Raw genomic sequence first — 25,364 nt, 5'->3', positions numbered from 1 at the left:
TCGCGCGACCCGGGCCGCGGCCGTCAGCTTTCCCGCTAAATATCGGTGGAAGTGCCTTCCGGTTCAAGTATTTCGGGGCAATAAATACATGAAAAACGAGGAAACGGGCCGCTGGCTGGCGGCCCGCCTCGAATGCCGGTGTCAAATCTGTCTGCAGACGCTTAGCGGGTCCAGTGATCCGGTGCGCTCCAGAACCCGCGCCGGGCCTCGGCCTCGGCCTCGGAGCGGGTCAGGCCGATGTCATCCAATGCGCGGGCGTCCAGCTTGGCCAGCTGGTGGCGCTGGCGCCATGCCGAAAGGTGCAGGCGCAAGCGGGCGGTCAGGGTGAGCGGCGGTTTGGCGGCGGCGCACGGGGGGGTGCAGGACGGGGCGGTGCAGGAGGAAGTTGCAAGGGTCATGGCGCGGATCCTTCAGTTGGGTTTGTGATGCGTCCCTCTTGGGTGATCAATTATGTTGATGAATATGGCATCTTGTGGCACATTTGAAAAACGAATGTTTTTGATCCAATGCATCAGGTGCTGTGATGATAAGAAATCTCGATATCACGACGCTCCGTTCGTTTGTGGCGGTGGCGGATAATGGCGGCGTGACCCGGGCGGCCGGTTTTCTGCATCTCACCCAGTCGGCGGTGTCCATGCAGATGAAGCGGCTGGAGGAGCTTCTGGGGCTAAGCCTTCTGGACCGCTCCGGGCGCACTATTGCGCTGACAGCGGAGGGCGAACAGATGCTTGGCTATGCCCGCAGGATGGTGGCGCTGAATGACGAGGTGATCGGCAGGCTGACAGACCAGGCCTTTGAGGGCGAGGTGCTGCTGGGGGTGCCGCATGACGTGGTGCATCCGGTCATTCCGCAAGTGCTGAAGCGGTTCAATCTCAGCTACCCGCGGGTGAATGTGAACCTCTGCACATCCAATACCCGCGACCTCAAAGCCGAATTCGCGCGCGGCGCATTCGACCTGATCCTGACCACGGAAAACGGGTCAGGCGGCGGCGCCGAGACGATCCACAGCATGCCGCTGCGCTGGGTCGGCGCGCCCGACGGATCGGTCTGGCGGCAGCGTCCCCTGCGGCTCGGCTTCTGCCGCAACTGCAGTTTCCGCCCCGTGGCCACGGCGGCGCTGGATGCGGCGGGTATTGAATGGGAGATGGCGCTCGACAGCGATTCAGACCGCACCGTCGAGGCAACGGTCAGCGCCGATCTGGCCATCGGTGTGCTGCTGGAGGGGACGCAGCCGGGCTATCAGGAGCTGGTCGAAAAGGGCTGCGGCTTGCCGGATCTTCCGATGCAGCACATCAACCTGTACGGAGCCGAGCGCGTGCGCGCGCCCTACGTCGAGGAGCTGGCCGGATTCATCCGTCAGGCCTTTCAGGGACTGTGGTCCGCGCCGCTGCGCGCTGCCAGTTGAAGCGCTGTTGCTCCGGCGCCGGGCGCGTGGAGCCCGGACGCGCGGCTGTTCCCTGTTCCGGTCAGCGGTTGCTGCCCATAGTGATCACCACCTTGCCGGTGGACTTGCGGTTGCGCAGCAGGTCCAGCCCTTCGGCTGCGCGTTCCAGCGGCAAGGTGTGGCTGATATGCGGCGTGATGCGGCCTTCCCCGTGCCAGGCAAAAAGTGTCTCAAAGGACCGGCGCACCGCTTCGGGCCGGAATTTCATGTACCCGCCCAGATAGAAACCAATCACCGTCAGGTTCTTCACCAGCAGGTGGTTGGCAGGGATCTGCGGCACCTCCCCGCCGGCAAACCCCACCGGCAGCAGCCGCGCCCCGGGATTGGCAGAGCGGAAAGCCGCTTTCCAAACCTCTCCGCCAATTGCGTCATAGACCACGTCAGCGCCGCCCAATGCCTTCACAGTGCTGCGCAGGTCTTCACCGGCATCGACCAGGTGATCCGCACCGGCAGCCGCTGCCACCTCCAGCTTCTCCCGTCCGCGGGCCTGGGCAATCACTGTCGCGCCCATCAGCTTGCCGATTTCAACAGCCGTCAGCCCGACACCGCCGGCGGCTCCGGTTACCAGCAGCGTCTCGCCCGGCTGCAGGCGGGCGCAGTGATCCAGCGCGATGTGGCTGGTGCCATAGGCGATCTGCATTGCCGCGGCATGTTCGAAACTTATCGCGTCAGGGATCCGGATCAGCCGGGTTGCGTCAAAAACCCCGGCTTCGGCCAGCCCGCCGGAGCCGCCGAACACCGCGACCCGGTCTCCCGGAGCAAACCCTTGTGTGCCCGTGCCCAGGTCCGTCACCACGCCGGCCGCTTCCAGCCCCAGGGTAAAGGGGGGCTCGGGCGTGTCCTGATAGCTGCCCTTCATCATCAGCAGGTCGGCAAAGTTCAGCCCGCAGGCCCGCAGCGCAACGGCGGCCTCCCCGGGACCCGGCGGGGGGACTTGGATTTCGGCCAGCGACGCCGGACGGTCAAAGGCCTGGACTTGGAAAGCCTGCATGTTTTTTCCTCACCTTCTGCGGGACTCCATGTGATTCGCGCCATCACACTTGCGGGGGGCTGAACCGCTGCGCACCTCGCTATTTCTGGGGAGGTACGTGATCGTCAGCAGCTTGGCAATAAAACCTTTATAAAAATGATACATGAAATCATGCGGTTGAACGTGCGGGCTGCGCACGGGGCGACGACAGCCTTGCAATCAATCGCAAGGGTTGTACACTTTTGCTCAGAAGTTGAGCTTAGATCGCTCTGATGGGGAGCCTCGTTCCGGTAAAGAATTGAAGCCGCCAGAACAGGTTATAGGAATGCAGCGGTCCGGGTTACGGCCGGATTTTTAGACTTAGGAGAAACGCATGGCTCATCCCGTTGACGTGCATGTGGGAAAGCGCATCCGCCACCGCCGGTGGCTGATCGGCATGACGCAGCAGCAACTCGCCGAGCAGGTCGGCATAAAATTTCAGCAAATTCAGAAGTATGAGACCGGTGCCAACCGGGTCAGCGCTTCCCGGCTCTGGGACATTTCCGATGCCCTTGAAGTGCCGGTAAGCTTCTTCTTCGAGGGTCTGCAGGAAGAAGGCAAAACGCCCGCGGAGAAAGCCTCCGTTCCGGAAGACCTGATGGGCGACAAAGAAGCCCTTGATCTGGTGCGCTCCTACTATGCGATCCCGGAAAACCAGCGCCGCCGCCTGTTTGAATTGGCGCGTGTTCTGAGCGACGTCGCCTGAAATCCGGACGGCCGATACAGACAGATTGCCGGCGTAAAACCTGCAGATGGCAGGGATTGCGCTTGCAATAATTTTGGCTGGGTGGCACCCGTATCGCTATGACACAGGCCGCATTCTCAGATCTTGACGTTGCACACAGGATGGCAGACGCAGCCCGCGCTGCCATCCTGCCGCATTTCCGCACATCTGCGCTGACCGCCGAGAACAAACTCGAAGGCGGGTTTGATCCGGTCACTGTTGCGGACCGCGCCGCCGAGCAGGCAATGCGGGCAGTTCTGGCAGACTTGCGCCCCGGCGACGGCATTCTGGGCGAGGAGTTCGGCACCAAGCCGGGCACCTCCGGCCGCACCTGGGTGCTGGACCCGATTGATGGCACCCGGGGGTTCATCAGCGGCACGCCGACCTGGGGCGTGCTGATTGCGCTGTCAGATGAAAACGGCCCGTTCCTGGGCGTCATCGACCAGCCCTATACCGGTGAGCGGTTCTGCGGCGGACCGGACGTTGCCGCCATGACCGGCCCGCTTGGCGCAAGGCCATTGCAGACCCGTGCCACTGCGGCGCTGGAAGACGCGATCCTGTTCACCACGTTCCCGGAGGTCGGCACACCGCAGGACCGCGCCGCATTCGAACGGGTCTCGGCCCGGGCCAAACTGACCCGCTACGGCACCGATTGCTATGCCTATGCGCTGGTGGCGGCAGGGCAAGTGGATCTGGTGATCGAGGCCGGTCTCAATGCTTATGACATTCAGGCGCCGATTGCGCTGATCCAGGCCGCGGGCGGCATGGTCACCGACTGGCAGGGCAACCCGGCCCACAACGGCGGCCGTGCCCTGGCCGCAGCCAATGCGGATATCCACGCGTCTGCGCTGAAACTGCTGCGGCAGGCGTAAACCGGTTGAACCCGGCCGTGCCTGCCTGTAGTTTTCCCACAGGCCGGTTCTTCGCCCGTTTTCCATCGGCCAATCGCACATTCCTCTGAAGCGGGCTGTCTTTTGGAGTGTGTGAAAATGACAGAGATCCTCATTCAAAATGCCGATACCATCCTGACGATGGATGATACGCGGCGGGTGCTGCATGGCGCCGATGTCCTGATCCGCGGCGGTGAGATTGCCGCCGTGGGGCAGGGGCTGCAAACCCGCGGAAACGTCGTCTCCGGCCGCGGCAGCGTGGTGACGCCGGGGCTGGTGAACACCCACCACCACCTCTACCAGAACCTGACCCGCGCGGTGCCGGGGGCGCAGGATGCGCTGCTGTTCGGCTGGCTGCAACGGCTCTATCCCATCTGGGCGCAGTTCACCCCGGACGAAATGTTCGTCTCTGCCCAGCTGGGCCTGGCGGAACTGGCGCTCTCGGGCTGCACGCTCAGCTCGGATCACCTGTATCTCTATCCCAACGGCTCCCGTCTCGAGGACACTATTCACGCCGCCCGCGATGTGGGCCTGCGGTTCCACCCGACCCGCGGTGCGATGAGCATCGGCAAAAGCGACGGCGGATTGCCGCCCGACAGCCTGGTTGAGGAAGAGCGCGCCATCCTCGATGACATGATCCGCGTGGTGGATGCCTTCCACGATCCTGCCGAGGGCTCTATGTGCCGGGTCGGCCTGGCGCCATGCTCGCCTTTCTCGGTCAGCCGCGAGCTGATGCGCGACGCCGCACTGCTGGCCCGCGACAAGGGCGTGATGCTGCACACCCACCTGGCCGAGAATGACGAGGACATTGCCTATTCCGAGGCCAAATTCGGCTGCCGCCCCGGCCAGTATGCCGAAGAGCTGGGCTGGACCGGCGAGGATGTCTGGCACGCCCATTGCGTGAAGCTGGATGTGCAAGAGATTGATCTCTTTGCCAGAACCCGCACCGGTGTTGCCCATTGCCCCTGTTCCAACTGCCGTCTGGGCAGCGGCATTGCTCCTGTGCGGGCAATGCGGGACGCCGGGGTTCCTGTGGGGCTGGGGGTGGACGGATCTGCCAGCAACGACATGGCCAGCCTGACCTCGGAGGCGCGTCAGGCGATGCTGCTGCAGCGGGTTGCCAACGGCGCCGACGCGATGAGCGCCTATGAGGCGCTGGAGATCGCCACCCGCGGCGGCGCCGATGTGCTGGGCCGCCCCGATTGCGGGCGGCTGGCGCCGGGCAAGCGGGCCGATATCGCCGTCTGGGACACCGCCGGCATCGCCTCCAGCGGCAGCTGGGATGCCGCCGCGTTGCTGCTGGCCGGTCCAACCCAGGTGAAACACCTGTTTGTCGAAGGCAAGCAGATCATCCGCAGCGGCGAGATCACCACGCTCGACCTGCCGCAGCTGATCGAACGCCACGGAAAACTGGCGCGGGCGCTGGCTTCATCTTTCTGAAAATACTCAAGGCCGAGGCGCGTCAGCGCCTCTGCTCAACCGGCCGCCCGCTGATCCAGACCTCTGACACGGCCCGATCATCCCCCATCATGATGGTGGGGAACACCGCCTCCCACAGATCCTCGGCGCGGGCTGACCGCTGGGCGATGGCGGGGGTGGAGGATAGGTCAAGAACCACCAGATCGGCCTCCATGCCGGGGGCGATATTGCCGATCCTCCGCTCCATTCGCAGCGCCGTCGCCGAGCCAAGCGTCGCCAGCCACAACAGCTGCGCCGCATGCAGGGGCGTGCCGCGCAGCTGGCCGATTTCATAGGCCGCCGCCATCGTGCGCAGCATCGAAAAACTCGACCCGCCGCCGGTGTCGGTGGCCAGTCCGATCCGTTGCCCCTCGGCCATCAGCCCGGCCATATCGAACAGCCCGGAGCCGATGAATGTGTTCGACGTCGGGCAATGGATCAGCGCCGCGCCATAGTCCCGCAGCCGGTGCCGTTCACGCTCCTCCAGATGGATCGCATGGCCATAAATCCCGCGCGCGCCCAGCAGGCCGAATTCCTCGTAGGTGTCCAGGTAATCCCGCGCCTGCGGGAACAGGGATCTGACCCAATCGATCTCATCCGTCTGCTCGCTCAGATGCGTTTGCATCAGGCATTCAGGGTGCTTGCCCCACAAGGCCCCCATCGCCTCCAGCTGCTCCGGGGTGGAGGTGGGGGAGAACCGCGGGGTAATTGCATATTCCAGCCGGCCGACGCCGTGCCAGCGCCCGATCAGCACCTCCGAATCGTCATATGCCGACTGCGCCGTGTCCTGCAGGCCGCCGGGTGCGTTGCGGTCCATGCAGGTTTTGCCCGCAACCACCCGCTGCCCGCGCGCGTGCGCCGCCGCGAAGAACGCATCCACGCTTTCCGGGTGAATGGTGCAATAGCTGCACACCGTGGTGGTGCCATGCGCCGCTGTCAGGTCCAGGTATCGGCCGGCGATTTCATCGGCATAGGCCCGGTCCGCAAACCGCATCTCCTCGGGGAAGGTATAGCTGTTCAGCCAGTCGATCAGGCGCTTGCCCCAACTGGCGATAATCGCGGTCTGCGGGTAATGCACATGGGCGTCCACAAACCCGGCCATGATCAGCTTGCCGCTGTGATCGACGGCTTCCGCCTGCGGCAGCAGTGCCTGCATCTGTGCCAGCGGCCCCGCACCTGCGACCCGGCCGTCCTGCACCGCCACCGCGTCCAGCAGCCGGACCGCATCTTCGGGCCGCTCCGCCGCAAAGGGAGAGCCGGTAAAAGACAGCACGTGCCCTTTCAGGATGTAATCGGTGCCCATTCTTCCAACCCTTTCCTTGCAAAATGGCTCCGGGCAGGATACCCGCCGCAACAGCTCCGGTAAATTATGCCGATGTCATTGTTTTCCGGTAGCCGCTTCTTCTATTTTGCAGGCAAACACTCACAAAATGCCCGGGGGCACCACATGAGCAGCGGCGACAACATCACCGGCGACCTGTCTCAGGACGACTCCTACGACCTGGACCGGAAATTGGTTGTCCAGATTCTGGATGCGGTGGAGCAGGGCGATCAGCAAGCGCTGACGGAGCTGCTGGAAAACCTGCATGCGGCAGATATCGCCGACCTTCTGGAACAGATCGGTTCCAGCGACCGGGCGCGGCTGATCCGCCTTTACGACCGTGAGTTTGACGGCGAGATTCTGTCCGAACTGGACGAGTCGATCCGTGAAGAAGTCATCGAGACGCTGAACCCGCTGGTTCTGGCCGAAGCGGTCCGGGAGATGGAAAGCGACGATGTCGTCGACCTTCTCGAAGACCTTGAGGTGCCGCAGCAGGAAGCCATCCTGGAGGCGCTTGAAGATGCCGACCGGGTCGCGGTCGAACAGTCGCTGAGCTATCCGGAAAACTCGGCCGGCCGTTTGATGCAGCGCGAAGTGGTGATGGCGCCCGAACACTGGAATGTCGGGCAGGCCATTGATTACATGCGCAACTCCGAGGATCTGCCGGACCAGTTCTATCATGTGGTCCTGGTCGATCCGCGCCTGCACCCGATTGGCAATGTCACCCTTGGCCGGATCATGGCCACCAAGCGCGAAGTGCTGCTGACCGAACTGGTCGAAGACACCTTCCAGGTGATTCCCGCCGATCAGGACGAGGAGGATGTGGCCTATGCCTTCAACCAGTACCACCTGATCTCGGCGCCAGTGACCGATGGCGAAGGGCGCCTGGTCGGTGTGATCACCATCGACGACGCGATGATCGTGCAGGACGAGGAGCACGAGGAAGACATCCTGCGTCTGGCTGGCGTGGGCGAGGAAAGCTCGCTGGCTGACCGGGTGATAGAAACCACCAAACGCCGCTTCCCCTGGCTGGCGGTGAACCTGGTGACGGCGGTGCTGGCTTCATTGGTGATTGCCCAGTTCGAGGAAATTATCGCGCAGTTTGTGGCCCTTGCGGTGCTGATGCCGATTGTTGCCTCCATGGGCGGCAATGCCGGCACCCAGTCGCTGACGGTTGCGGTGCGTGCGATTGCCACCCGCGACCTGACCGGCTCCAACGTCTGGCGGGTGATCCGCCGGGAAGTGCTGGTGGGGCTGGTCAACGGGGTGATCTTTGCCATTGTGATGGGGCTGGTGGGCCTCGCTTGGTTCGGCTCGCCGATGCTGGGGGTGGTGATTGCAGTCGCTATGGTGATCAATCTGGTCGTGGCAGGGCTGGCGGGCACGGTGATCCCGGTTCTATTGGAGAAAGCCGGAATTGACCCGGCGCTGGCCTCTGGGGCCTTTGTGACCACGGTGACCGATGTGGTCGGCTTTTTTGCCTTCCTCGGGCTTGCCGCAACCGTTTTGCTGTAGGAGACCGCGATGACGGATCTGACTGAAATCAAGGCCGCTGCCCGCAAGGCCGCCTTTGCCCGCCGCAAGGAAGCGCATGCCCGCAATATCCCAGGCGCCGCCGGCCATCTGTCCGAGGTGCTGGCCGGTTACCGCGGTGTGCCGCTGTCGGGCTTTCTGCCGATCCGGACTGAAATCGACCCGGTGCCGGCAATGGCCGAAGCGGCTGCGCATGGGCCTGTTGGCGTACCGGTGATCATGGGGGCGGGCCAGCCGCTGAAATTCAGCCGCTGGCAGCCCGAAGGTCCGCTGCGCGACGGCCCCTTTGGCGCCATGGTTCCTGAAACGGACGATTTTTTCGAGCCTGAGATCCTGATTGTTCCGCTGGTTGCCTTTGATGCCAAGGGCGGGCGGCTGGGCTATGGCGGCGGCTTCTATGACCGCACGCTGGAGCTGTTGCGCGGCAAGCGGGCGACGCTGGCGATCGGTTTTGCCTATGACGCGCAAGAGGCCGAAGACCTGCCGCTGGAACCCACCGACCAGCCGCTCGACATGGTGGTTACCGAAAGCCGGATCCTGCAATTCAGCCGCTGACATTGGCCAGACCGCCAGGGTTTTGGTGAAAAACCCTGGCAAAATTTTTCAGAAAAGTTTTGCGCGCGGCTCGCAGGCCTTGTTCTGCCGGCCGCAACGGCGTACCACGCCGGAATGCGAATTCTGTTTTTAGGCGATGTGATGGGCCGCGCGGGGCGCAGTGCCATTACCGAAAATCTGCGGCGGCTGCGCCAGGACTGGCGGCTCGATTTTGTTGTGGTGAACGGCGAAAACGCCTCCAACGGCATGGGGCTGAGCGGCGAGCACGCCAAGCTGCTGCTGGAGGCCGGGGCCGATTGCCTGACCCTCGGCGACCATGCTTTTGATCAGAAGGACATGCTGCAGTTCATCGAACAGGAACAGCGCATTATCCGGCCGCTGAACTTTGCCAAAGGCGCACCGGGCCGCGGCTACCGGCTGTTCCAGGCCCCGGGCGGGCGCAAGGTGCTGGTGGTGCAGGTGCTGGGCCAGGTATTCATGAAACGCGCCTTCGACGATCCCTTCGGCGCGGTTGAGGCGGTGCTGAAATCGCACCCCCGCGGCGGGCTGGCCCAGGCCATCATCGTGGATGTGCATTGCGAAGCCACCTCCGAGAAAATGGCGATGGGCCATTTTTGCAACGGGCGTGCCTCGCTGGTGGTGGGGACCCACACCCATGTGCCGACAGCGGACGCGCAGATCCTGTCCGATGGCACCGGCTACCTCACCGATGCCGGCATGTGCGGCGACTACAATTCAGTCATCGGCATGGATAAGGCCGAGCCGATGCGCCGCTTCCTGACCGGAATGCCCAAGGCGCGCTTTACCCCCGCCAATGGCGAGGCCAGCCTGTCCGGTGTGTTTGTCGAGACCGACGACCGCACTGGCGAGGCCAAGCAGATTCGCATGGTGCGCAACGGCGGCCTGCTGCAGGAGGCGGCCCCTTAACCCCTTGCCCCTTGCGCCATGCGGCGCAGCTGGGGCGGGATGTTTTGCCGGTGCAGACGCGATTTTCCGCACAAATTCCCGAATGCAGGCCTCAGCTGCTGAGCAGATGCGGAAATTCTTGCTCAGTCCCGGGGATTCAGGGAAACTGCGCGATGGCGGAGCGTGCAGCGGCGCGCTAAACCCGCCTGAAACAATATGGGCATAATCACGGCATATGCAGTTCTTCCAATTTGGTGATACCGGCAGCGCGGCCCTGGCTATAGCCATTGTCCTGGCCATGTTTGTGGCCTTCCTGCGCGAAACCTACCCCACCGAGGTTGTGGCGCTGACCGGCGTGGCAGCAATGCTGGCCACCGGCGTTCTGCCATACGATCAGGCGCTGCCGGTTCTGTCCAACCCGGCGCCTTGGACAATTGCCGCGATGTTCATCATCATGGGCGCCCTGGTGCGGACCGGCGCCCTTGATGCCTTTACCCAAATCGCCAAGACACAGGCCGAGGTGAACCCGAGGCTTGCGGTCGCCCTGCTGATGGCTTTTGTGGTTGCCGCCTCTGCCGTTGTGTCAAACACGCCGGTGGTGGTGGTGATGATCCCGGTATTCATCCAGATATCCCGCACCCTCAATGTTTCGGCGTCCAAGATGCTGATCCCGCTCAGCTATGCGGCGATCCTGGGCGGCACGCTGACGCTGATCGGAACCTCGACCAATCTGCTGGTGGACGGCGTGGCGCGGGCGCAGGGCCTGAAACCCTTCACGATTTTTGAGGTCACCCCGCTGGGCGTGATCCTGGTCGTCTATGGCATGATCTACCTGCGCTTTATCGCACCGCGGCTGCTGCCGGACCGCGACAGCATGGCCATGCTGCTCAGTGACAAGTCCAAGATGAAGTTCTTCACCGAAGCGGTGATCCCGCCGGAAAGCAACCTGATCGGCCGCGAAGCATCCGGCGTGCAGCTGTTCAAGCGCCCCGGTGTGCGGCTGATCGACGTGATCCGCGGCGATGAATCGCTGCGCCGCAACCTCGAGGGCGTTGAACTGCAGGTCGGCGACCGGGTGGTTTTGCGGACCAGAATGACCGAGCTGCTGAGTCTGCAAAGCAATAAGGAGCTGAAACGGGTCGACCAGGTTTCGGCAGTGGAAACTGAAACCGTCGAAGTGCTGATCACTCCGGGCTGCCGCATGGTCGGCCGCAGCCTGGGCGCGATGCGCCTGCGCCGCCGCTATGGCGTCTATCCCCTGGCGGTGCATCGCCGGAACCAGAATATCGGCGTGCAGCTGGATGACCTTGTGGTGCGGATCGGCGATACCCTGCTGCTGGAGGGGGCCCCCGCCGATATCCAGCGTCTGGCGACCGATATGGATCTGGCAGACGTCTCGCAACCGACCCAGCGCGCCTACCGCCGCAGCCACGCGCCGATTGCCGTTGTTGCGCTGCTCGGCATCGTTCTGCTGGCCGCCCTGGGCGTTGCGCCGATCCTGATGCTGTCGCTGCTGATGGTGTCACTGGTGTTCGTGACCCGCTGCATCGACGCGGATGAGGCGTTCTCTTTTGTGGACGGGCGGCTGCTGGCGTTGATTTTTTCGATGCTTGCCATCGGGGCCGCGCTGGAAAGCTCCGGTGCCGTCAGCCTGATCGTCAACGCCATCGCACCCGCCTTGTCGATGCTGCCTCCGGTCCTGCTGGTCTGGGCGGTTTATCTGCTGACTTCTGTCCTGACCGAGCTGGTATCGAACAATGCGGTGGCGGTTGTGGTGACCCCGATTGCCATTGGCCTGGCCCAGGCGATGGGGGTGGATCCGCGTCCCTTGGTGGTGGCCGTGATGGTGGCCGCCTCGGCTTCGTTTGCCACCCCGATCGGCTACCAGACCAATACGCTGGTTTACGGTCCGGGCGGTTATAAGTTCACCGATTTTCTGCGTGTCGGCATCCCGCTGAACCTGACTGTCGGCATGCTGGCGTCGCTGATCATTCCGTTTTTCTGGCCGCTCTGATAGCACGGGATGCCTTTGTTGATGGCAGTGTTCCGCCGCATCACCCTCTGTTTACATGAAATTGTTACGGCCGTGCCTATATGAAACAGGGACTGTTTCACAGGGTGGCACATGGACTTCAGAAAACTGTTCCTGATCGCGGTTCTGGGCGGATCAACAGCCATTGTGCTGATGACGCAGGCCTGGGCGGACTGGCAAACGCAGCCTGCCGAGGTATCCGCGCAGGCGGCAAAATCCTTGTGAAAGGATTTGGGCAAAACGTTTCCGCAAAAGTTTGCCCCCGCTACAAAGGCCAGAATACCAGGATTGCCGGAATGGAAACGGCAATGACCAAGACCTCCAGCGGCAGCCCCATCCGCCAGTAATCGCCAAAATGATACCCGCCGGGACCCAGTACAAGCGTGTTGTTCTTATGCCCGATCGGCGTCAGGAACGCCGCCGAGGCAGCGACCGCCACCGCCATCAGAAACGGATCAGGAGAAACCCCGAGGGACTCTGCCATCTGAATGCCCACGGGTGCTGCGACAATCGCCGTGGCGGTATTGTTCAGCACATCCGACAGCGTCATGGTGACCACCATCAGCACTGTCAGCACCGCCCAGGCGGGCAGGCCTTCGGTCAGGCTTGTCAGCGCATTGGCAATCAGTGCGGTGCCGCCAGAGCTGTCCAGTGCCGCCCCCAGCGGGATCATCGACCCCAGCAGCACCACAACCGGCCATTCCACGTGATCATAGATCTCCGCCACCGGCAGGATCTTGAACAGAACATAACCGATGGCCACCAGCCCCAGGGCCACCGGCAGGTAGATCAGGCCGACAGAGGCCGCCAGAACTGCGGCGGCAAACAGGCCGATGGCGGCCCAGGTCTTATCATTTGCCGTCACCGCCAGCCCGCGCTGCGCCAGCGGCAGGCAGCCCAGCCATTCCGCCACATCCGCAACCCGGCCGCGCGGGCACAGCAGCAGCAGGATGTCACCGGCCTCGATATCGGTCTGCCGGATGTGCCGGGTGATCCGGCGGCCCTGCCGGGCAACCCCCAGCAGAACCGCGCTTTGCCGCCAGGACAGGCCGATCGACTGTGCGCTGCGGCCGCGGATGCGGGCGGATTCCGGCACCACCAGTTCCACCAGTTCCAGCCCCTCGCCGGCGGCGGTCAGCTTGTCCTGCCGGGCGGCATCGGCAAAGTCCAGCTTCAGCGCGCTGCGGAACTCGTCCAGCGCCTCCGGCTCCGCCTCGATCACCAGTGTGTCGCCTTCCCGCAGCACCGCCGCCACCGAGCGCCCGTAGCGCCGCTTGCCATCGCGGATCAGCCCCAGAATGGCCACGTCCGCCTTCTCGGCCTCTTCCTCCAGCTCGCCCAGCCGCTTGCCGGCAACCTCCGAGTCTTCACCGACCGTCAGCTCCGCGATATAGGGGGCAAGCTGCGCCTCGGACGCGCCCGCTGCATTCTCCCGCGCCGGGATCAGCCGCCAGCCGGCCAAGGCCACAAAGGCAAGTCCCGCCAGCGCCGCCACGCCGCCCACAGGGGCAAAATCGAACATCCGGAACGGCTCTCCCAGCCGCTCCTCCCGGATCGCCGCGATGATGATGTTGGGCGGTGTGCCGATCAGGGTCGCCATGCCGCCCAGAATGGTGGCAAAGGACAGGGGCATCAGGCTCAGCCCCGGCGCCCGGCCGGCTTTGCGCGCGGTCTGGATATCCACTGGCATCAGCAGCGCCAGCGCCGCCACATTGTTCATGAAGGCCGACAACACCGCGCCGACCCCGCCCATCAACGCAATATGGCCGCCCAGCCCCCGCGCGGAATCCACCAAGGTGCGGGTGATCAGAAACACCGCGCCTGACCGCACCAGACCGGCTGAAACGATCAGTACCAGCGCCACCACCAGCGTTGCCGGATGGCCGAACCCGGCAAAGGCGCCGCTTGCAGGCACCACCCCCAGCACCACCCCCGCCATCAGCGCGGCAAAGGCCACCAGATCATACCGGTAGCGCCCCCACAACAGCAGGGCAAAAACGGCAGCAAATAGCGAAAACAAAACGGCTTGGTCATATGTCATCGCGCCAGCTTAACCGCGAAACCCCGCGGAGCAAGGGCCAAGCCGCGGGCAGGGTGCTTGAATCCCGGCACTGACAAAGGCTATATGGGCGCCAATTCAGATATTCAGCAGCAAGGATGCACCATGGCAGGCCATTCAAAATGGGCAAACATTCAGCACCGCAAGGGCCGTCAGGACGCGGCGCGGTCGAAACTGTTTTCCAAGCTGGCCAAGGAGATCACAGTGGCCGCCAAGATGGGCGACCCTGACCCCGACAAGAACCCGCGTCTGCGCCTGGCGGTGAAGGAAGCCAAAAGCCAGTCCGTCCCCAAGGATGTGATCGACCGCGCGATCAAAAAGGCCGTGGGCGGCGACGCCGAAAACTATGACGAAATCCGCTACGAGGGCTATGGCCCCAGCGGCGTGGCTGTGATCGTCGAGGCAATGACCGACAACAAGAACCGCACCGCATCCAACGTGCGTTCGACCTTCTCCAAGAATGGCGGCAACCTGGGCGAGACCGGCTCGGTCGGTTTCATGTTCGAACGCAAGGGCGAAGTCACCTATCCGGCCTCTGCCGGCGACGCCGATACCGTGATGATGGCAGCAATCGAAGCCGGCGCCGAAGATGTCGAAAGCTCGGAGGACGGCCATATCATCTATTGTGCCGACACCGACCTCAACGATGTCTCCAGCGCACTGGAAGCGGAGCTGGGCGAGTCCGAGAGCACCAAGCTGGTCTGGAAACCGGGCACCACCACCGAGCTGGATCTCGAAGGCATGCAAAAGCTGATGAAGCTGGTCGATGCGCTGGAAGATGACGATGACGTGCAGCGCGTCACCACCAACTTTGAAGCCTCCGACGAGGTCATGGCGCAGCTCTAAGCCGCGGCTGCCGTTTCACGCTTCAGGCCCGCCGGACCGGCGGGCCTTTTTACGTCCGGACCGGCCGAACCGAACCAGCCGAACCGGGCCGCGGATTCTTTCCGGTCGCAAAAACTCCGGGGGTGAGGCCGCAAGGCCGAGGGGGGCAGCGCAGCCGCGTCCAGCTTGCGAAAGCCCTGTGTTTCATCTCCGCGCGGGCCGCATTGGCTGTCGCCGTGAATGGTGAATGGCGAAGGGTTCAGGCGAGGTGCAGAACGTGTAAACGCCGCTGGCAAGAGCCGGACCTGATGCATTGGCGCGGGAATAGTACTTGCGTGTCTTCAAATCGCCGCGGACCGGCGTTTTGCACGCTCCGGCCGGAATGTTCCAACAGCCTCCGGGAACCCAGTCCCCGACGCTGGAATAGCCGATGGCCAGGCTTCGGCTTTGCCCTGCTTTGCTGCAGATTTCCAGCCCGGCAATAGCAGGTGATGCGGCCAAGCCCACTCCCAGACCCGCAGCCGCAAAAAGGCGATTGATGTCCGAATGTCCCCCGGTTGATTGCCGAAACGCCAGGGGGGATTGGCGGATGCAGCAAGGAAAACCCGGTTGCCCGGCGGCAGGGCCGTTAGTCGGTCAAAACACCGCCTGCGCGCAGGGCTGCAGAGTCCGGTATCCAGATCTGATTGTGCGGGATGGCGAATATCCTGTCTGCAAAGGCTGCGCTCACCCCTTGCGCCAGCAAAAACGCATGGTCCTTTTCCTGCTCTTTCTCCAGGTCGATCTGCGGCAGGCCGCCGGCGGACTGCAAGCCATAGCCGTGAAACCCCAATTGCCCGAGGGCCCCCAGGCTGCGCCGGTGGCCGGCCGTGAACATCAGCGTGCAGGCCGACGCGCACAAACCCTCTGCCCGGGTGGCCAGCCCGCGGTCCCGGATCAGCCTGGCCGCACCCCGGGCTTCGGCAATCAGCCCGCCGGGACCGGTCAGGGAAATCTGCTGCAGGCCGGGGTGCCGTCGGGCCATCCGGTTTATCCGCCCGGTCAGCCCGAATGTGATCTCGCCGTCAAACACCAGCACCCGGCCATCTTCGGACACCGTCAGCCGGTACAGCGCCTCGCGTTCCTGCTGCCGCTGTTCGGCATAAGCGGGTTCATCCGCCGTCCGGGCAATCAGCTGCGCCTCCCACCACAGGGCGATCGCGGCAAAGCCGGCCAGCATGAACACCAGATAGCCGCCCCAGACCGGCGCCATCGCCCCGGTGCTGCGCACATGCGCATCGGCGCTTTGCAGAAAGACACGGGCCTGCCAGATCAGAAACAGCCCGTCCGCCGCCATCAGGGAAAAGACCAGCGGCAGCGGCAGGCGGGCCCATTGGTTCAGCGCCAGCCAGACCAGCACAACCCCCGCCCGCGGCAGCAGCACCTGCAGGCCCAGGCTGCGGCGCAGGGAGGCAGGCTGCCGCATCAGCCGCACCGGCTGCCGTAAACGGTGCAATTTTCTTGCAAGAAAATTGGCCGGAAAGTTTGAATTTTCCGGATCCCCGCGGCGGCTGTCACTCCAGAAATGCTGAGATCTCCTCCAGCGGTTTTTTCAGCTTGGCAACAGATGGCACTGTGGCGCTCTCTGCCGGATGGCCCACGGCAATGATCATCGTCGGTTTTTCCGCGGCTGGGCGGCCCAGGGCGCCGTTCAGGAACTTCATCGGGTTCGGCGTGTGGGTAAGGGTGCACAGGCCCGCGGTATGCAGCGCCGTCAGCAAAACACCCGTGGCGATGTTGACGCTTTCCGGCACGTAATAGTGTTTGTAGCGGCTACCGTCCTCGAATTCCCCCCAGCGCTGGGCAAACACCACGATCAGCCAGGGCGCGGTGGTCAGATGCGGTTTTTCCGCATTGGTGCCGATCGGCTCCAGCGCCTTGATCCATTCATCGCCCGCACCGCCCGCATAGAACTTTTTCTCCTCTTCCTCAGCCTCGGCGCGGATCCGCGCCTTCAGCTCGGGGCGGGAGATCGCGGTGAAGAACCAGGGCTGGTGATTGGCCCCCGAGGGGGCCGTTCCGGCGGCGCGGATACAGGTCTCGATCACCTGCCGCGGCACCGGCTGATCAGTAAAATCCCGCACCGAGTGCCGCCGCTGCATATGGGTCAGGAAACCGGCCGCCTTTTGCTGCATTTCCGTGTCGGAATACCCAGCCCGGTCCGGTAAGGGCAGCGGATCATAGCTGAGAGCGTCTTTTGAAACCATGGGCGGCCTTCCTCATGCGGCGTGCGACAAATGCATCTTAGCTGATTTCTGCACTGCGCGGGTCACTTCCGCAAGGGCAGGGGCCATGATCCGCGCAACCTGCCAGGTCAGGGGCACCGGCAGGGCGGTGTCCGGAATCAACGGCACCAGCCGTCCGCTGCGGATGTCGCCGGCGACCATGGCCTGCGGGTTCATGCCCCAGCCCAGGCCCGCTGCGGCAGCATCAATGAAGGCTTGTGTCGAGGGCAGGTAGTGCGCCGGCGGTGACAGCCCCGGCGCTGCATTCCGTTCCAGCCACAGCCGCTGCAGATTGTCTTTTGCGTTGAAGATCAGGCAGGGCGCGCGGGATGCCGCCTCGGGGGTCACCCCGTCCGGGAACCACCGCGCCAAATAATCCGGGCTGGCGGTTGCCACGTAATTCAGCGTGCCCAGCGGATAGGCGTCAAACCCGGTCACGGGCTTGGAACTGGCGGTCACCGCCGCCGAAACCTCGCCCCGTTTCAGCCACTCCGCGCTGTGGTCCTGATCGTCCACCAGCAGATCGAACAGCACCCCGTCCACATCAGCCATTGCCTCGATGAACCAGCTGGCCAGGCTGTCGGCATTGACTGCAATCCGCAGCCGCACCGGGCCGTGGTCCGCCTCCAGTGACAATTCACGCGCCAGCTGCGCCTCCAAGAGGCCGATGTCCTCGGCATGTTTGGCTATCCTGAGTCCCGCCGCGGTTCCGGTGCACGGCGTGCCGCGCAGCACCAGCGCAGTGCCAATGCGGTCCTCCAAGGCCTTGATCCGCTGCGAGACGGCCGAAGGTGTCACCGACAGCGCATGCGCCGCCGCCTCAAAGGCGCCGAGGCGCAGCACCGCGCTCAGCGCTGCCAGCTGGCTGGGATCCATCTGCATTAGCAACTCTAATCTGACATAAGCTTCTTTAACTGGATTAATGCCACGGCGGGCCTTAGTCAAATCCCCAGCACAACGATGGAGACCACGATGCCCCCCAGCCTGCTTGCCGGATTTGCCCTTGGCCTGAGCCTGATCATGGCGATCGGCGCCCAGAACGCCTTTGTCCTGCGCCAGGGGCTGCGGCGCCAGCATGTGTTCTGGATCTGCCTCACCTGCGCCGGCTCCGACGCGCTGCTGATCACCGCAGGGGTCTTGGGCTTCGGCTCGGTGGCGCTGGCGGTTCCGTGGTTTGAGCAGGCGATGCGCTGGGGCGGTGCCGTCTTTCTGATCTGGTACGGCGCCCGCGCGCTGCGCGCGGCCTGGCGCGGCGGCGAAACCCTGGACGCCGCGGGCGAAGGCGCAGGCGCGGCCCTGCTGCCGGTGCTGGCGACGGTTGCGGCGCTCACCTGGCTGAACCCGCATGTCTATCTGGACACCGTGGTGCTGCTGGGGTCGATTTCGGCCCAGTATCCGCAGCCGCTGGTCTTTGCCGCCGGTGCCGCCATCGCCAGCTTCACCTTCTTCTTCACGCTCGGCTATGGCGCCAGCCTGCTGGCCCCGGTCTTTGCCCGCCCGCGCGCCTGGCAGGTGCTGGACGCCCTTGTCGGCCTCACCATGTGGGCGATTGCGCTAAAGCTCCTGTTGATGTGACGAACAGCCCCTGTGCGCGAGGCCCCCTAACGCCTGCGCTGAAACGCGCTACCTTTCTCCTGCAGCCGCCAACAGGAGGGAAGGATGAGCTGGAACCCGGCTTTGGAACCGCAATGCCCCGATGCGGGCAGCCTTGACGCTATTGAAACGGTGATCATCCCGCGCGCCCGCGACATCGGCGGGTTTGAGGTCCGCCGCGCCTTGCCCGCGCCGCGCCGCCAGATGGTCGGGCCGTTCATCTTTTTCGATCAGGCCGGCCCGGCCGAATTCCTGACCGGGCAGGGCATCGACGTGCGGCCGCATCCGCATATCGGCCTCGGCACCGTCACTTACCTCTATCAGGGCGAGTTTGAACACCGCGATTCCCTGGGCACCCATCAGATGATCTATCCGGGCGAGGTGAACTGGATGCTGGCAGGCCAGGGCGTCACCCATTCCGAGCGCACCTCACCTGCAACCCGCGCAGGTTCAAGCAGCCTGTTCGGCATCCAGACCTGGATCGCACTGCCCGAGAGCCACGAGGATGCACCCGCCAGTTTCGAACACCATGGCAAGGAGGCGTTGCCGCTGCTCGAGGGCAAGGGCAAAGCTGTGCGCCTGATCCTTGGCTCGGCCTGGGGTGAAAAGGCGCCTGCAACGCTTTATTCCGAAACCTTTTATGCTGATGCGGTTCTCCAGGCCGGGGCCAAGCTGCCGCTGCCATCGGATCACGAGGACCGGGGGCTCTATGTCACGCAAGGGTCAGTGGAAATTGCCGGTGAAACATTTGAGGCCGGCCGCATGATGGTGTTCCGCCCGGGGGATGAGATCACCGTGACCGCCGGCCCGCAAGGGGCGCGGCTGATGGCGCTGGGCGGTGAAACGCTGAACGGGCCGCGTTACATCTGGTGGAACTTCGTCGCCTCCTCCCGCGACCGGATCGAGGCGGCCAAGGCCTCCTGGGCGGCCGGCGACTGGCAGCAGGGGCGTTTTCATCTGCCCCCCGGCGATGATCAGGAATTCACCCCGCTGCCCGAACCCCGTAAATAATTCACATGTGAAGTCTTGCGCCGCCGCCCGAACCGGTGTTCTGTCAGCCTATGAGCCAGACCGCCGCCGCCATCCAACATGCACAGAACCCGCTCAAGGGCGTGTTCTGGATGGTCGTCACCGGTCTCTGCTTTGTGGCAGTTACGGCGCTGGTCAAATATCTTGGCAGCCGCATCCCGCCCGCTGAAAGCGCCTTTCTGCGCTATCTGATGGGGCTGGTCTTCCTGATCCCGATGGCCGGAGCCCTGCGCCGGGCGCATCTTACCCCGCGGCTTTGGGCGCTGTTTGCGGGCCGCGGCGCGGTGCATACCGCCGGGGTGATCCTGTGGTTCTTTGCCATGACCCAGATCCCGCTGGCCGAGGTCACCGCGATGAATTACCTGTCGCCGGTCTATGTCACCCTGGGCGCGGCGCTGTTCCTGGGCGAGAAACTTGCGATCCGCCGGATTTCCGCGATAGCCGTGGCGCTGGTCGGCGCCGCGATCATCCTGCGGCCGGGCTTCCGCGAGATTTCGCCCGGCCATATCGCGATGCTGTTCACTGCCGTGTTCTTCGGCGCCTCCTATCTGATCGCCAAATTTACCGTCGGCAGCAACAGCCCGGCGGTTGTGGTCAGCATGCTGTCGGTCTTTGTGACCCTGGGGCTGGCGCCTTTTGCGCTGGCGGTCTGGGTGACGCCGACGCCGGCCGAGATCGGCATCCTGTTCGGGGTCGCCTGTTTTGCCACCGCGGGCCACTATACCATGACCCTGGCCTTTGCCGCGGCGCCTGTGGCGGTGACCCAGCCGGTCACATTCCTGCAGCTGGTCTGGGCGACGCTGCTTGGCGCCCTGGCATTTGCCGAGCCCGCTGACGTCTGGGTGATGTCCGGCGGCGGGCTGATCCTGGCCGCGGTCAGCTTCATTTCCTGGCGTGAAGCCAGGATAAATAAGAAAGGTCTTTCACTTTCCGGTAATGCAGCAGGCGTTTAATCTCCTTATGATTGTTGCGGCGCCGGGGTAAAGCCCCGCGCTTGCAGACATTTGCGGGGGCGGAGAATGATGAAATACCTTTGGCTGCCGGTGCTGCTGCTGGACGTGCTCTTTGGCAATATGGCGGCCCGGGCCGGGACCCGTATCTGCAACGATACAGAGGTCCAGCATCAGTTGGCCGTCACCTTGCACACCGGTGGCCGCTGGGTTTCGCAGGGCTGGCAGCCGCTGCCTTCGGGCGATTGCGCGGAACCGGTGCCGCAGGTGTATCACCGCAGCTATTTCTACTTCCGCGCCGAAAGCCCCGGGTACAGCTTCCGCGACGACAGTGTGCGGTTCTGCACCGCACCGGGCCGCTTCCGGATTGAGGGGCGCGCGGATTGTGTGCAGCGGGATCGTGCCAGGCAGGGGTTTGCCAAGGCGGTCACCGGCGCGGAGGACCACGTGGTATATCTCAGCCGCCGTTCGCAACCCGCAAGCGGCGGTGCTGCAGCTGCACGGCCGCAGGATGTAAGCCACGCCACGGAAGACGGGGAGCACTATTCGGTGGACGTGGTCTTTCAGGGCTGCACCCGGCAGGATGCAGCGGACACTGTCACCTGCAGGTTTGTCGGCAACGGCTTCGAGCTCGGCGCCGAGGGCAGGGTGGAGATCTCGGATCCGGTCTTTACCTATCTTCTGGGACTGCTGCGCGGCGCCCCGCTGGAGGTTGACGGTGAGATGATCACCCGGTTCGGCAACTCTGGCGAGCTGGAATTGCACAGCGTCACGCCGCGCGCACCGAACCGGTTCGACCGGATGCTGCAGCAGATGCAGGGGGAATGGATGTCGGAGCGGAATCCAAAGGACAGGTTCACAATCTCCGGCGCCGTGCGCCTGCTCAGCTACGGCGGCATCGAGCTGCCCCCGGAATTCATCGCGGTGCAGGGCAGCTGCGGCGGAACCGAAGGGGAGGGCGACTACCTGATGGTCTGGGACAGCGTGAGGGGAACCAGCCTGTGTTACCAGATCAAATCCCTGACTGCCGAGAGTATGACACTGATCTACCTGCCGCACGGCACCCGGCTGGACTACTGGCGGCTGTACTAGAGGCAGGGCGCCGGGGCCGGGGTGCTGGCAGACAGCGCCTTCAGGGGATCACCAGATCCACCACCCGGTGCGCCGCAGCGCGGGCTTCATCCGGGTTCAGCGGATCGTCGGACTGCGCCGCCTGCAGCCAGACCCCGTCCATGTAGCACTGCAGCGCCTGCCGCGCGGTCTCCAGCTGCCCGGCAGGCAGCAGCGCCCGCAGTTCCGCCAGGAAATGGCTGCGCACCCGGGCCCGGTTGATTCGGTGCAGGCGGCTGAGGCGTGGCGAATAGGGGGCATTTGCCCAGAACTGCATCCAGATGCTGCACTGCGGCACGGTGAACAGATCGTCGGCAAAATTCGCATCCATCACCGCATAAAGCCGCTCGCGCGGGGTTCGGGCGGTTGCGTAACCCTCGCTCATCGCGCGGCGGAGCTTGCCCAGAAGGTGCAGCATGGTGGCTTCCATCAGCCCTTCCTTGGAGCCGAAATAATAGTTGATCGACGCCGCCGAGGCGCCAGCCTCACGCGCGATTTCCGCCATGGTTACAACCCCGTAACCGCGCTTGTGCACGGCAACGATGGTGGCTTCGATCAGCTCTTCGTTGCGGATGTCCCGGATGCGTTTCCTGCTCATGAATAAGTTGTGCGGCAATTGGGGGGCGGTTTCAACTGTTGTTAGCGTGAAATGGAAACTTGAATGACCGTTTAAAAAACTGTTTGGCGCATCAGCCGGCTGTGATATGTACTCCTCCCATGTCTAAGGGCGGAAACCGCCCGGAAATGGGAGGGACATATGACTTCAATCATTTCATTCGGGATTCTGCTGGCCTTTGCGCTGGTGGTGTTCTGCGTGATCAAGTGGTGGAACGTCCGCAACGTCGGCGTGACCCCGGTTCACTTGTTCACCTTTATCGCCATTCTCTTCACCTCGGGGCTGGACGTGGGCCTGATCATGTTCCCGCTGGCCTGGGACTTCCCGCTTTATGCCGACATCGCGGCCGAGCCGGCCTATGGCTTCACCAACCCGCTGGCGCTGGAATTCGGCTTCTGGGGCTTCCTGATCTGGGGCTTCTACTTCCTGACGACCTTCTATTTCTGCGTCATTGAACCGCGGGTGAAGTTCTTCGAGATCCCGCTGGTGAAATGGATTAACAACATCGTGATCATCGGCACCTGCGCCTTCACCGGCGCGCTGTTCCTGATCTACCTGCCGTATTACGCCACCTTCATGGGCGACGGCGAAACGGTGATCCCGGCTTTCTATGCCATCACCTTCCTGGTGATCCTGTTTGCCGCCTTCTCCTCGACCGACATCAAATACGTGCGCATTCTGTCCGTCGGCTCCACCGTGCTGTTCCTGGTGCTGATCCTCGGCATGTGGGCCTATTCCGGCATGGGTCTGGGCGCCTTTGGTGATACCGCCTCCAACATCGGCGGCTATTTTGCAAACATTCACAAATTCGTTCTGCCGCTGACCGACTACCACGAATTCTACCTGTTCTGGTGGTTCGCCTGGTCGATCATGATCGGCCAGTTCACTTCGCGCTTTGTCGGCGGGTTGCGCACCTGGCAGGTGCTGACAGCCCTGCTGATCTTCCCGTCAATCCCGCTGGGTGTGTGGTTTTCGGTGCTCTACTACTACCATCTGAACAGCATCGAAACGACGCTGCTGATCAACGTTTCCATGGTCGCGGTGGGCATCATCTTTGTGGTCAACTCCTTTGACTCGCTGATCCGCCTCTACACCGACAACCTGAACCTGACGGCCAAGCGTTTCGGCACCATTCCCTATGTGCTGGGCAATGCGGTTGTGCTGTTTGCCCTCACCCTGGCATTCCAGAGCCAGTGGCTGCAGATCCAGTGGATCGGCACCGCGGTGATCGGCATCTACATCGCCTGCCTGGCCTACATCGTGGTCTTCAAGCGCAGCGAAGTGATGAGCATCACCGCCTCGCCCGAGGAAAACACGCTCGACTTCAACAAGATCAAGACGGCCCACTAGGGGCGGTCTCCCGGCTGGCCCCTGGTTTCCCTGAACGGCGGGACCAGCCACCAACCGCCTGGCGGCGCCTTCGGGCCTGCCGGGCGCCTTTCGAAGAAACATCGCCTTATGCTTGGGAGGTCCGCGATGAGTGCCCCGAATATCCTGATCCTGATGGTTGACCAACTGAATGGGACACTCTTCCCGGACGGCCCCGCCGGCTGGCTGCATGCTCCGAACCTCAAGAAACTGGCAGAACGCTCGACCCGCTTTGCCAACGCTTATACCGCGTCGCCCCTCTGCGCCCCGGGCCGTGCCTCCTTCATGTCCGGCCAGCTGCCGTCGCGCACCGGCGTCTATGACAACGCCGCCGAATTCCGCAGCGATATCCCCACCTATGCCCACCACCTGCGCCGCGCGGGCTACTACACCTGCCTCAGCGGCAAGATGCACTTCGTCGGCCCCGACCAGCTGCACGGGTTCGAGGACCGCCTGACCACCGACATTTACCCGGCCGATTTCGGCTGGACCCCGGATTACCGCAAACCGGGCGAGCGGATCGACTGGTGGTATCACAACATGGGGTCGGTCACCGGGGCAGGGGTGGCCGAGACCTCCAACCAGATGGAATACGACGACGAGGTCGCCTACAACGCCACCGCCAAACTGTACGAACTGTCGCGCGGGCTGGACGGCCGTCCCTGGGCGCTGACCGTCTCCTTCACCCACCCGCATGACCCCTATGTGGCGCGCAAGAAATACTGGGATCTGTACGAGGATTGCGAGCATCTGCTGCCGAAAGTCCCGGCGATGGCCTACGAGGACCACGACCCGCACGCCCAGCGGATCTTTGACGCCAACGACTGGCGCAGCTTCGACATCACCGAAGACCACATCAAACGCGCCCGCCGCGCCTATTTCGCCAATATCTCCTACCTCGACGACAAGATCGGCGAAATCCTGAACGTGCTGGAAACCACCCGGCAAGAGGCGATCATCCTGTTTGTCTCCGACCACGGCGACATGCTGGGCGAGCGCGGATTGTGGTTCAAGATGAGCTTCTATGACGGCTCCTCGCGGGTGCCGCTGATGATCTCGGCGCCGGACCTGCCCGCAGGGCTGATCGAAACCCCGGTCTCCACCCTGGACGTGACCCCGACACTGGGCGCGCTGGCCGGTGTCGATATGGCAGAGATCGAACCCTGGACCGACGGCCAGAACCTGGTGCCGCTGGCCACCGGCACGGAACGGACCGAACCGGTCGCCGTGGAATACGCAGCCGAGGCGTCTTATGCGCCGCTGGTGTCGCTCCGCTACGGCAAGTGGAAATACAACCGCTGCGCGCTGGACCCCGACCAGCTGTTCGATCTCGAGGCCGACCCGCACGAGCTCAGCAATCTGGCGGATGACCCGGCCCATGCCGGCACGCTGAACACTTTGCGCGCCAAATCAGACGCGCGCTGGAACCTCGACCAGTTCGACGCTGAGGTGCGCGCCAGCCAGGCCCGCCGCTGGGTCGTCTACGAGGCTCTGCGCCAGGGCGGCTATTACCCCTGGGATTACCAGCCGCTGCAAAAAGCATCCGAGCGCTACATGCGCAACCACATGGATCTCAACACCCTTGAGGAAAGCAAACGCTTCCCAAGGGGCGAGTAACCCGCATTCAGTATCCGGCCAGTTCTGCTGGCCCCCAATATCCCCGCCGGAGGCATGAAAA

At 63.6% G+C, this 25,364-nt stretch carries 25 protein-coding genes; 16 read left to right on the top strand and 9 right to left on the bottom strand.

The features are described from left to right. Positions 1-161: 161 nt before the first annotated feature. The gene (locus AC0KW6_RS06495) at positions 162-398 is read right to left on the bottom strand and encodes a DUF1127 domain-containing protein (protein ID WP_323776612.1); all 237 of its coding nucleotides are present in this window, start codon (positions 396-398) and stop codon (positions 162-164) included. Positions 399-523: 125 nt separating this feature from the next. Here AC0KW6_RS06495 and AC0KW6_RS06490 point away from each other — a divergent pair, with 125 nt between their 5' ends. Beyond that, entirely contained in the window at positions 524-1,405 is an 882-nt protein-coding gene (locus AC0KW6_RS06490; RefSeq protein WP_323776614.1) for a LysR family transcriptional regulator, read from the top strand. A gap of 61 nt (positions 1,406-1,466) precedes the next feature. Here AC0KW6_RS06490 and AC0KW6_RS06485 read toward each other — a convergent pair whose 3' ends face one another. Continuing rightward, the gene (locus tag AC0KW6_RS06485; RefSeq protein WP_474034468.1) at positions 1,467-2,435 is read right to left on the bottom strand and encodes an NADPH:quinone oxidoreductase family protein; all 969 of its coding nucleotides are present in this window, start codon (positions 2,433-2,435) and stop codon (positions 1,467-1,469) included. Between the two features lie 352 nt (positions 2,436-2,787). Here AC0KW6_RS06485 and AC0KW6_RS06480 point away from each other — a divergent pair, with 352 nt between their 5' ends. The 3 genes from AC0KW6_RS06480 to AC0KW6_RS06470 all read left to right on the top strand — a co-directional run bounded on the left by AC0KW6_RS06480 (position 2,788) and on the right by AC0KW6_RS06470 (position 5,507). Next, the gene (locus AC0KW6_RS06480) at positions 2,788-3,159 is read left to right on the top strand and encodes a helix-turn-helix domain-containing protein (RefSeq protein WP_474034467.1); all 372 of its coding nucleotides are present in this window, start codon (positions 2,788-2,790) and stop codon (positions 3,157-3,159) included. Positions 3,160-3,257: 98 nt separating this feature from the next. Beyond that, positions 3,258-4,049, top strand: a complete 792-nt coding sequence (gene hisN / locus AC0KW6_RS06475; protein ID WP_323781738.1) for a histidinol-phosphatase — start codon at positions 3,258-3,260, stop codon at positions 4,047-4,049. A gap of 117 nt (positions 4,050-4,166) precedes the next feature. After that, on the top strand, positions 4,167-5,507 hold the full coding sequence (locus tag AC0KW6_RS06470; protein WP_474034466.1) for an 8-oxoguanine deaminase: 1,341 nt from the start codon (positions 4,167-4,169) through the stop codon (positions 5,505-5,507). Between the two features lie 22 nt (positions 5,508-5,529). On the opposite strand, the gene guaD is transcribed toward AC0KW6_RS06470, so the two are convergent. After that, positions 5,530-6,828, bottom strand: coding sequence for a guanine deaminase (guaD, locus tag AC0KW6_RS06465; RefSeq protein WP_474034465.1), 1,299 nt, complete (start codon positions 6,826-6,828; stop codon positions 5,530-5,532). A 144-nt stretch (positions 6,829-6,972) separates the two neighbouring features. On the opposite strand from guaD, the gene mgtE reads away from it, so the two are divergent. The 5 genes from mgtE to AC0KW6_RS06440 all read left to right on the top strand — a co-directional run bounded on the left by mgtE (position 6,973) and on the right by AC0KW6_RS06440 (position 12,097). Next, positions 6,973-8,361: a magnesium transporter gene (gene mgtE / locus AC0KW6_RS06460; protein ID WP_323781748.1), complete on the top strand. Its 1,389-nt coding sequence runs from the start codon at positions 6,973-6,975 to the stop codon at positions 8,359-8,361. A gap of 9 nt (positions 8,362-8,370) precedes the next feature. Then, entirely contained in the window at positions 8,371-8,934 is a 564-nt protein-coding gene (locus AC0KW6_RS06455) for a 5-formyltetrahydrofolate cyclo-ligase (RefSeq protein WP_474034464.1), read from the top strand. A 114-nt stretch (positions 8,935-9,048) separates the two neighbouring features. Next, complete coding sequence (locus tag AC0KW6_RS06450) at positions 9,049-9,861, top strand: TIGR00282 family metallophosphoesterase (RefSeq protein WP_474034463.1); 813 nt, start codon at positions 9,049-9,051, stop codon at positions 9,859-9,861. 214 nt (positions 9,862-10,075) lie between these two features. Further along, the gene (locus tag AC0KW6_RS06445) at positions 10,076-11,854 is read left to right on the top strand and encodes an SLC13 family permease (protein WP_323781761.1); all 1,779 of its coding nucleotides are present in this window, start codon (positions 10,076-10,078) and stop codon (positions 11,852-11,854) included. A 111-nt stretch (positions 11,855-11,965) separates the two neighbouring features. Beyond that, entirely contained in the window at positions 11,966-12,097 is a 132-nt protein-coding gene (locus AC0KW6_RS06440; protein ID WP_323781764.1) for a hypothetical protein, read from the top strand. A gap of 40 nt (positions 12,098-12,137) precedes the next feature. On the opposite strand, the gene AC0KW6_RS06435 is transcribed toward AC0KW6_RS06440, so the two are convergent. Further along, positions 12,138-13,913: an SLC13 family permease gene (locus AC0KW6_RS06435; RefSeq protein WP_474034462.1), complete on the bottom strand. Its 1,776-nt coding sequence runs from the start codon at positions 13,911-13,913 to the stop codon at positions 12,138-12,140. 123 nt (positions 13,914-14,036) lie between these two features. Between AC0KW6_RS06435 and AC0KW6_RS06430 the strand changes: the two genes are divergently transcribed. After that, a complete protein-coding gene (locus tag AC0KW6_RS06430; protein ID WP_024089485.1) occupies positions 14,037-14,777 on the top strand; it encodes a YebC/PmpR family DNA-binding transcriptional regulator in 741 nt (246 codons plus the stop codon). Positions 14,778-14,960: 183 nt separating this feature from the next. Here the strand turns inward: AC0KW6_RS06430 and AC0KW6_RS06425 are convergent, their stop codons facing one another. The 4 genes from AC0KW6_RS06425 to AC0KW6_RS06410 form a co-directional block, all read right to left on the bottom strand. Continuing rightward, positions 14,961-15,263, bottom strand: a complete 303-nt coding sequence (locus AC0KW6_RS06425; RefSeq protein ID WP_474034461.1) for a DUF1036 domain-containing protein — start codon at positions 15,261-15,263, stop codon at positions 14,961-14,963. A gap of 121 nt (positions 15,264-15,384) precedes the next feature. Continuing rightward, the gene (locus AC0KW6_RS06420) at positions 15,385-16,221 is read right to left on the bottom strand and encodes a COG3904 family protein (RefSeq protein WP_474034460.1); all 837 of its coding nucleotides are present in this window, start codon (positions 16,219-16,221) and stop codon (positions 15,385-15,387) included. Between the two features lie 88 nt (positions 16,222-16,309). Continuing rightward, complete coding sequence (locus AC0KW6_RS06415; protein ID WP_474034459.1) at positions 16,310-17,002, bottom strand: nitroreductase family protein; 693 nt, start codon at positions 17,000-17,002, stop codon at positions 16,310-16,312. Between the two features lie 12 nt (positions 17,003-17,014). Then, positions 17,015-17,902 (bottom strand): LysR family transcriptional regulator ArgP, encoded by an 888-nt coding sequence (locus AC0KW6_RS06410; RefSeq protein WP_474034458.1) that lies wholly within the window; start codon positions 17,900-17,902, stop codon positions 17,015-17,017. Positions 17,903-17,992: 90 nt separating this feature from the next. On the opposite strand from AC0KW6_RS06410, the gene AC0KW6_RS06405 reads away from it, so the two are divergent. The 4 genes from AC0KW6_RS06405 to AC0KW6_RS06390 all read left to right on the top strand — a co-directional run bounded on the left by AC0KW6_RS06405 (position 17,993) and on the right by AC0KW6_RS06390 (position 21,684). Further along, positions 17,993-18,595: a LysE/ArgO family amino acid transporter gene (locus AC0KW6_RS06405; RefSeq protein WP_474034457.1), complete on the top strand. Its 603-nt coding sequence runs from the start codon at positions 17,993-17,995 to the stop codon at positions 18,593-18,595. 84 nt (positions 18,596-18,679) lie between these two features. Beyond that, positions 18,680-19,624, top strand: coding sequence for a pirin family protein (locus AC0KW6_RS06400; protein ID WP_474034456.1), 945 nt, complete (start codon positions 18,680-18,682; stop codon positions 19,622-19,624). 50 nt (positions 19,625-19,674) lie between these two features. Further along, positions 19,675-20,595 carry a DMT family transporter gene (locus AC0KW6_RS06395; RefSeq protein WP_323779744.1) on the top strand — a complete coding sequence of 307 codons (921 nt, stop codon included), beginning with the start codon at positions 19,675-19,677 and terminating at the stop codon, positions 20,593-20,595. Between the two features lie 66 nt (positions 20,596-20,661). Then, entirely contained in the window at positions 20,662-21,684 is a 1,023-nt protein-coding gene (locus AC0KW6_RS06390; RefSeq protein WP_474034455.1) for a DUF1036 domain-containing protein, read from the top strand. Positions 21,685-21,724: 40 nt separating this feature from the next. Here the strand turns inward: AC0KW6_RS06390 and betI are convergent, their stop codons facing one another. Then, positions 21,725-22,300, bottom strand: a complete 576-nt coding sequence (betI, locus tag AC0KW6_RS06385; protein WP_323779751.1) for a choline-binding transcriptional repressor BetI — start codon at positions 22,298-22,300, stop codon at positions 21,725-21,727. A 159-nt stretch (positions 22,301-22,459) separates the two neighbouring features. Here betI and AC0KW6_RS06380 point away from each other — a divergent pair, with 159 nt between their 5' ends. Together AC0KW6_RS06380 and betC are read left to right on the top strand one after the other, a co-directional pair. Then, positions 22,460-23,668: a BCCT family transporter gene (locus AC0KW6_RS06380; protein ID WP_474034454.1), complete on the top strand. Its 1,209-nt coding sequence runs from the start codon at positions 22,460-22,462 to the stop codon at positions 23,666-23,668. Between the two features lie 126 nt (positions 23,669-23,794). Continuing rightward, positions 23,795-25,303 carry a choline-sulfatase gene (gene betC, locus AC0KW6_RS06375; protein WP_474034453.1) on the top strand — a complete coding sequence of 503 codons (1,509 nt, stop codon included), beginning with the start codon at positions 23,795-23,797 and terminating at the stop codon, positions 25,301-25,303. Positions 25,304-25,364: the final 61 nt, after the last annotated feature.

The sequence above is a fragment of the Leisingera sp. SA215 genome, from assembly GCF_055902035.1.
Note: the sequence above shows the minus strand (reverse complement) of the source record. Positions and strands in the feature narration are given on the sequence as shown.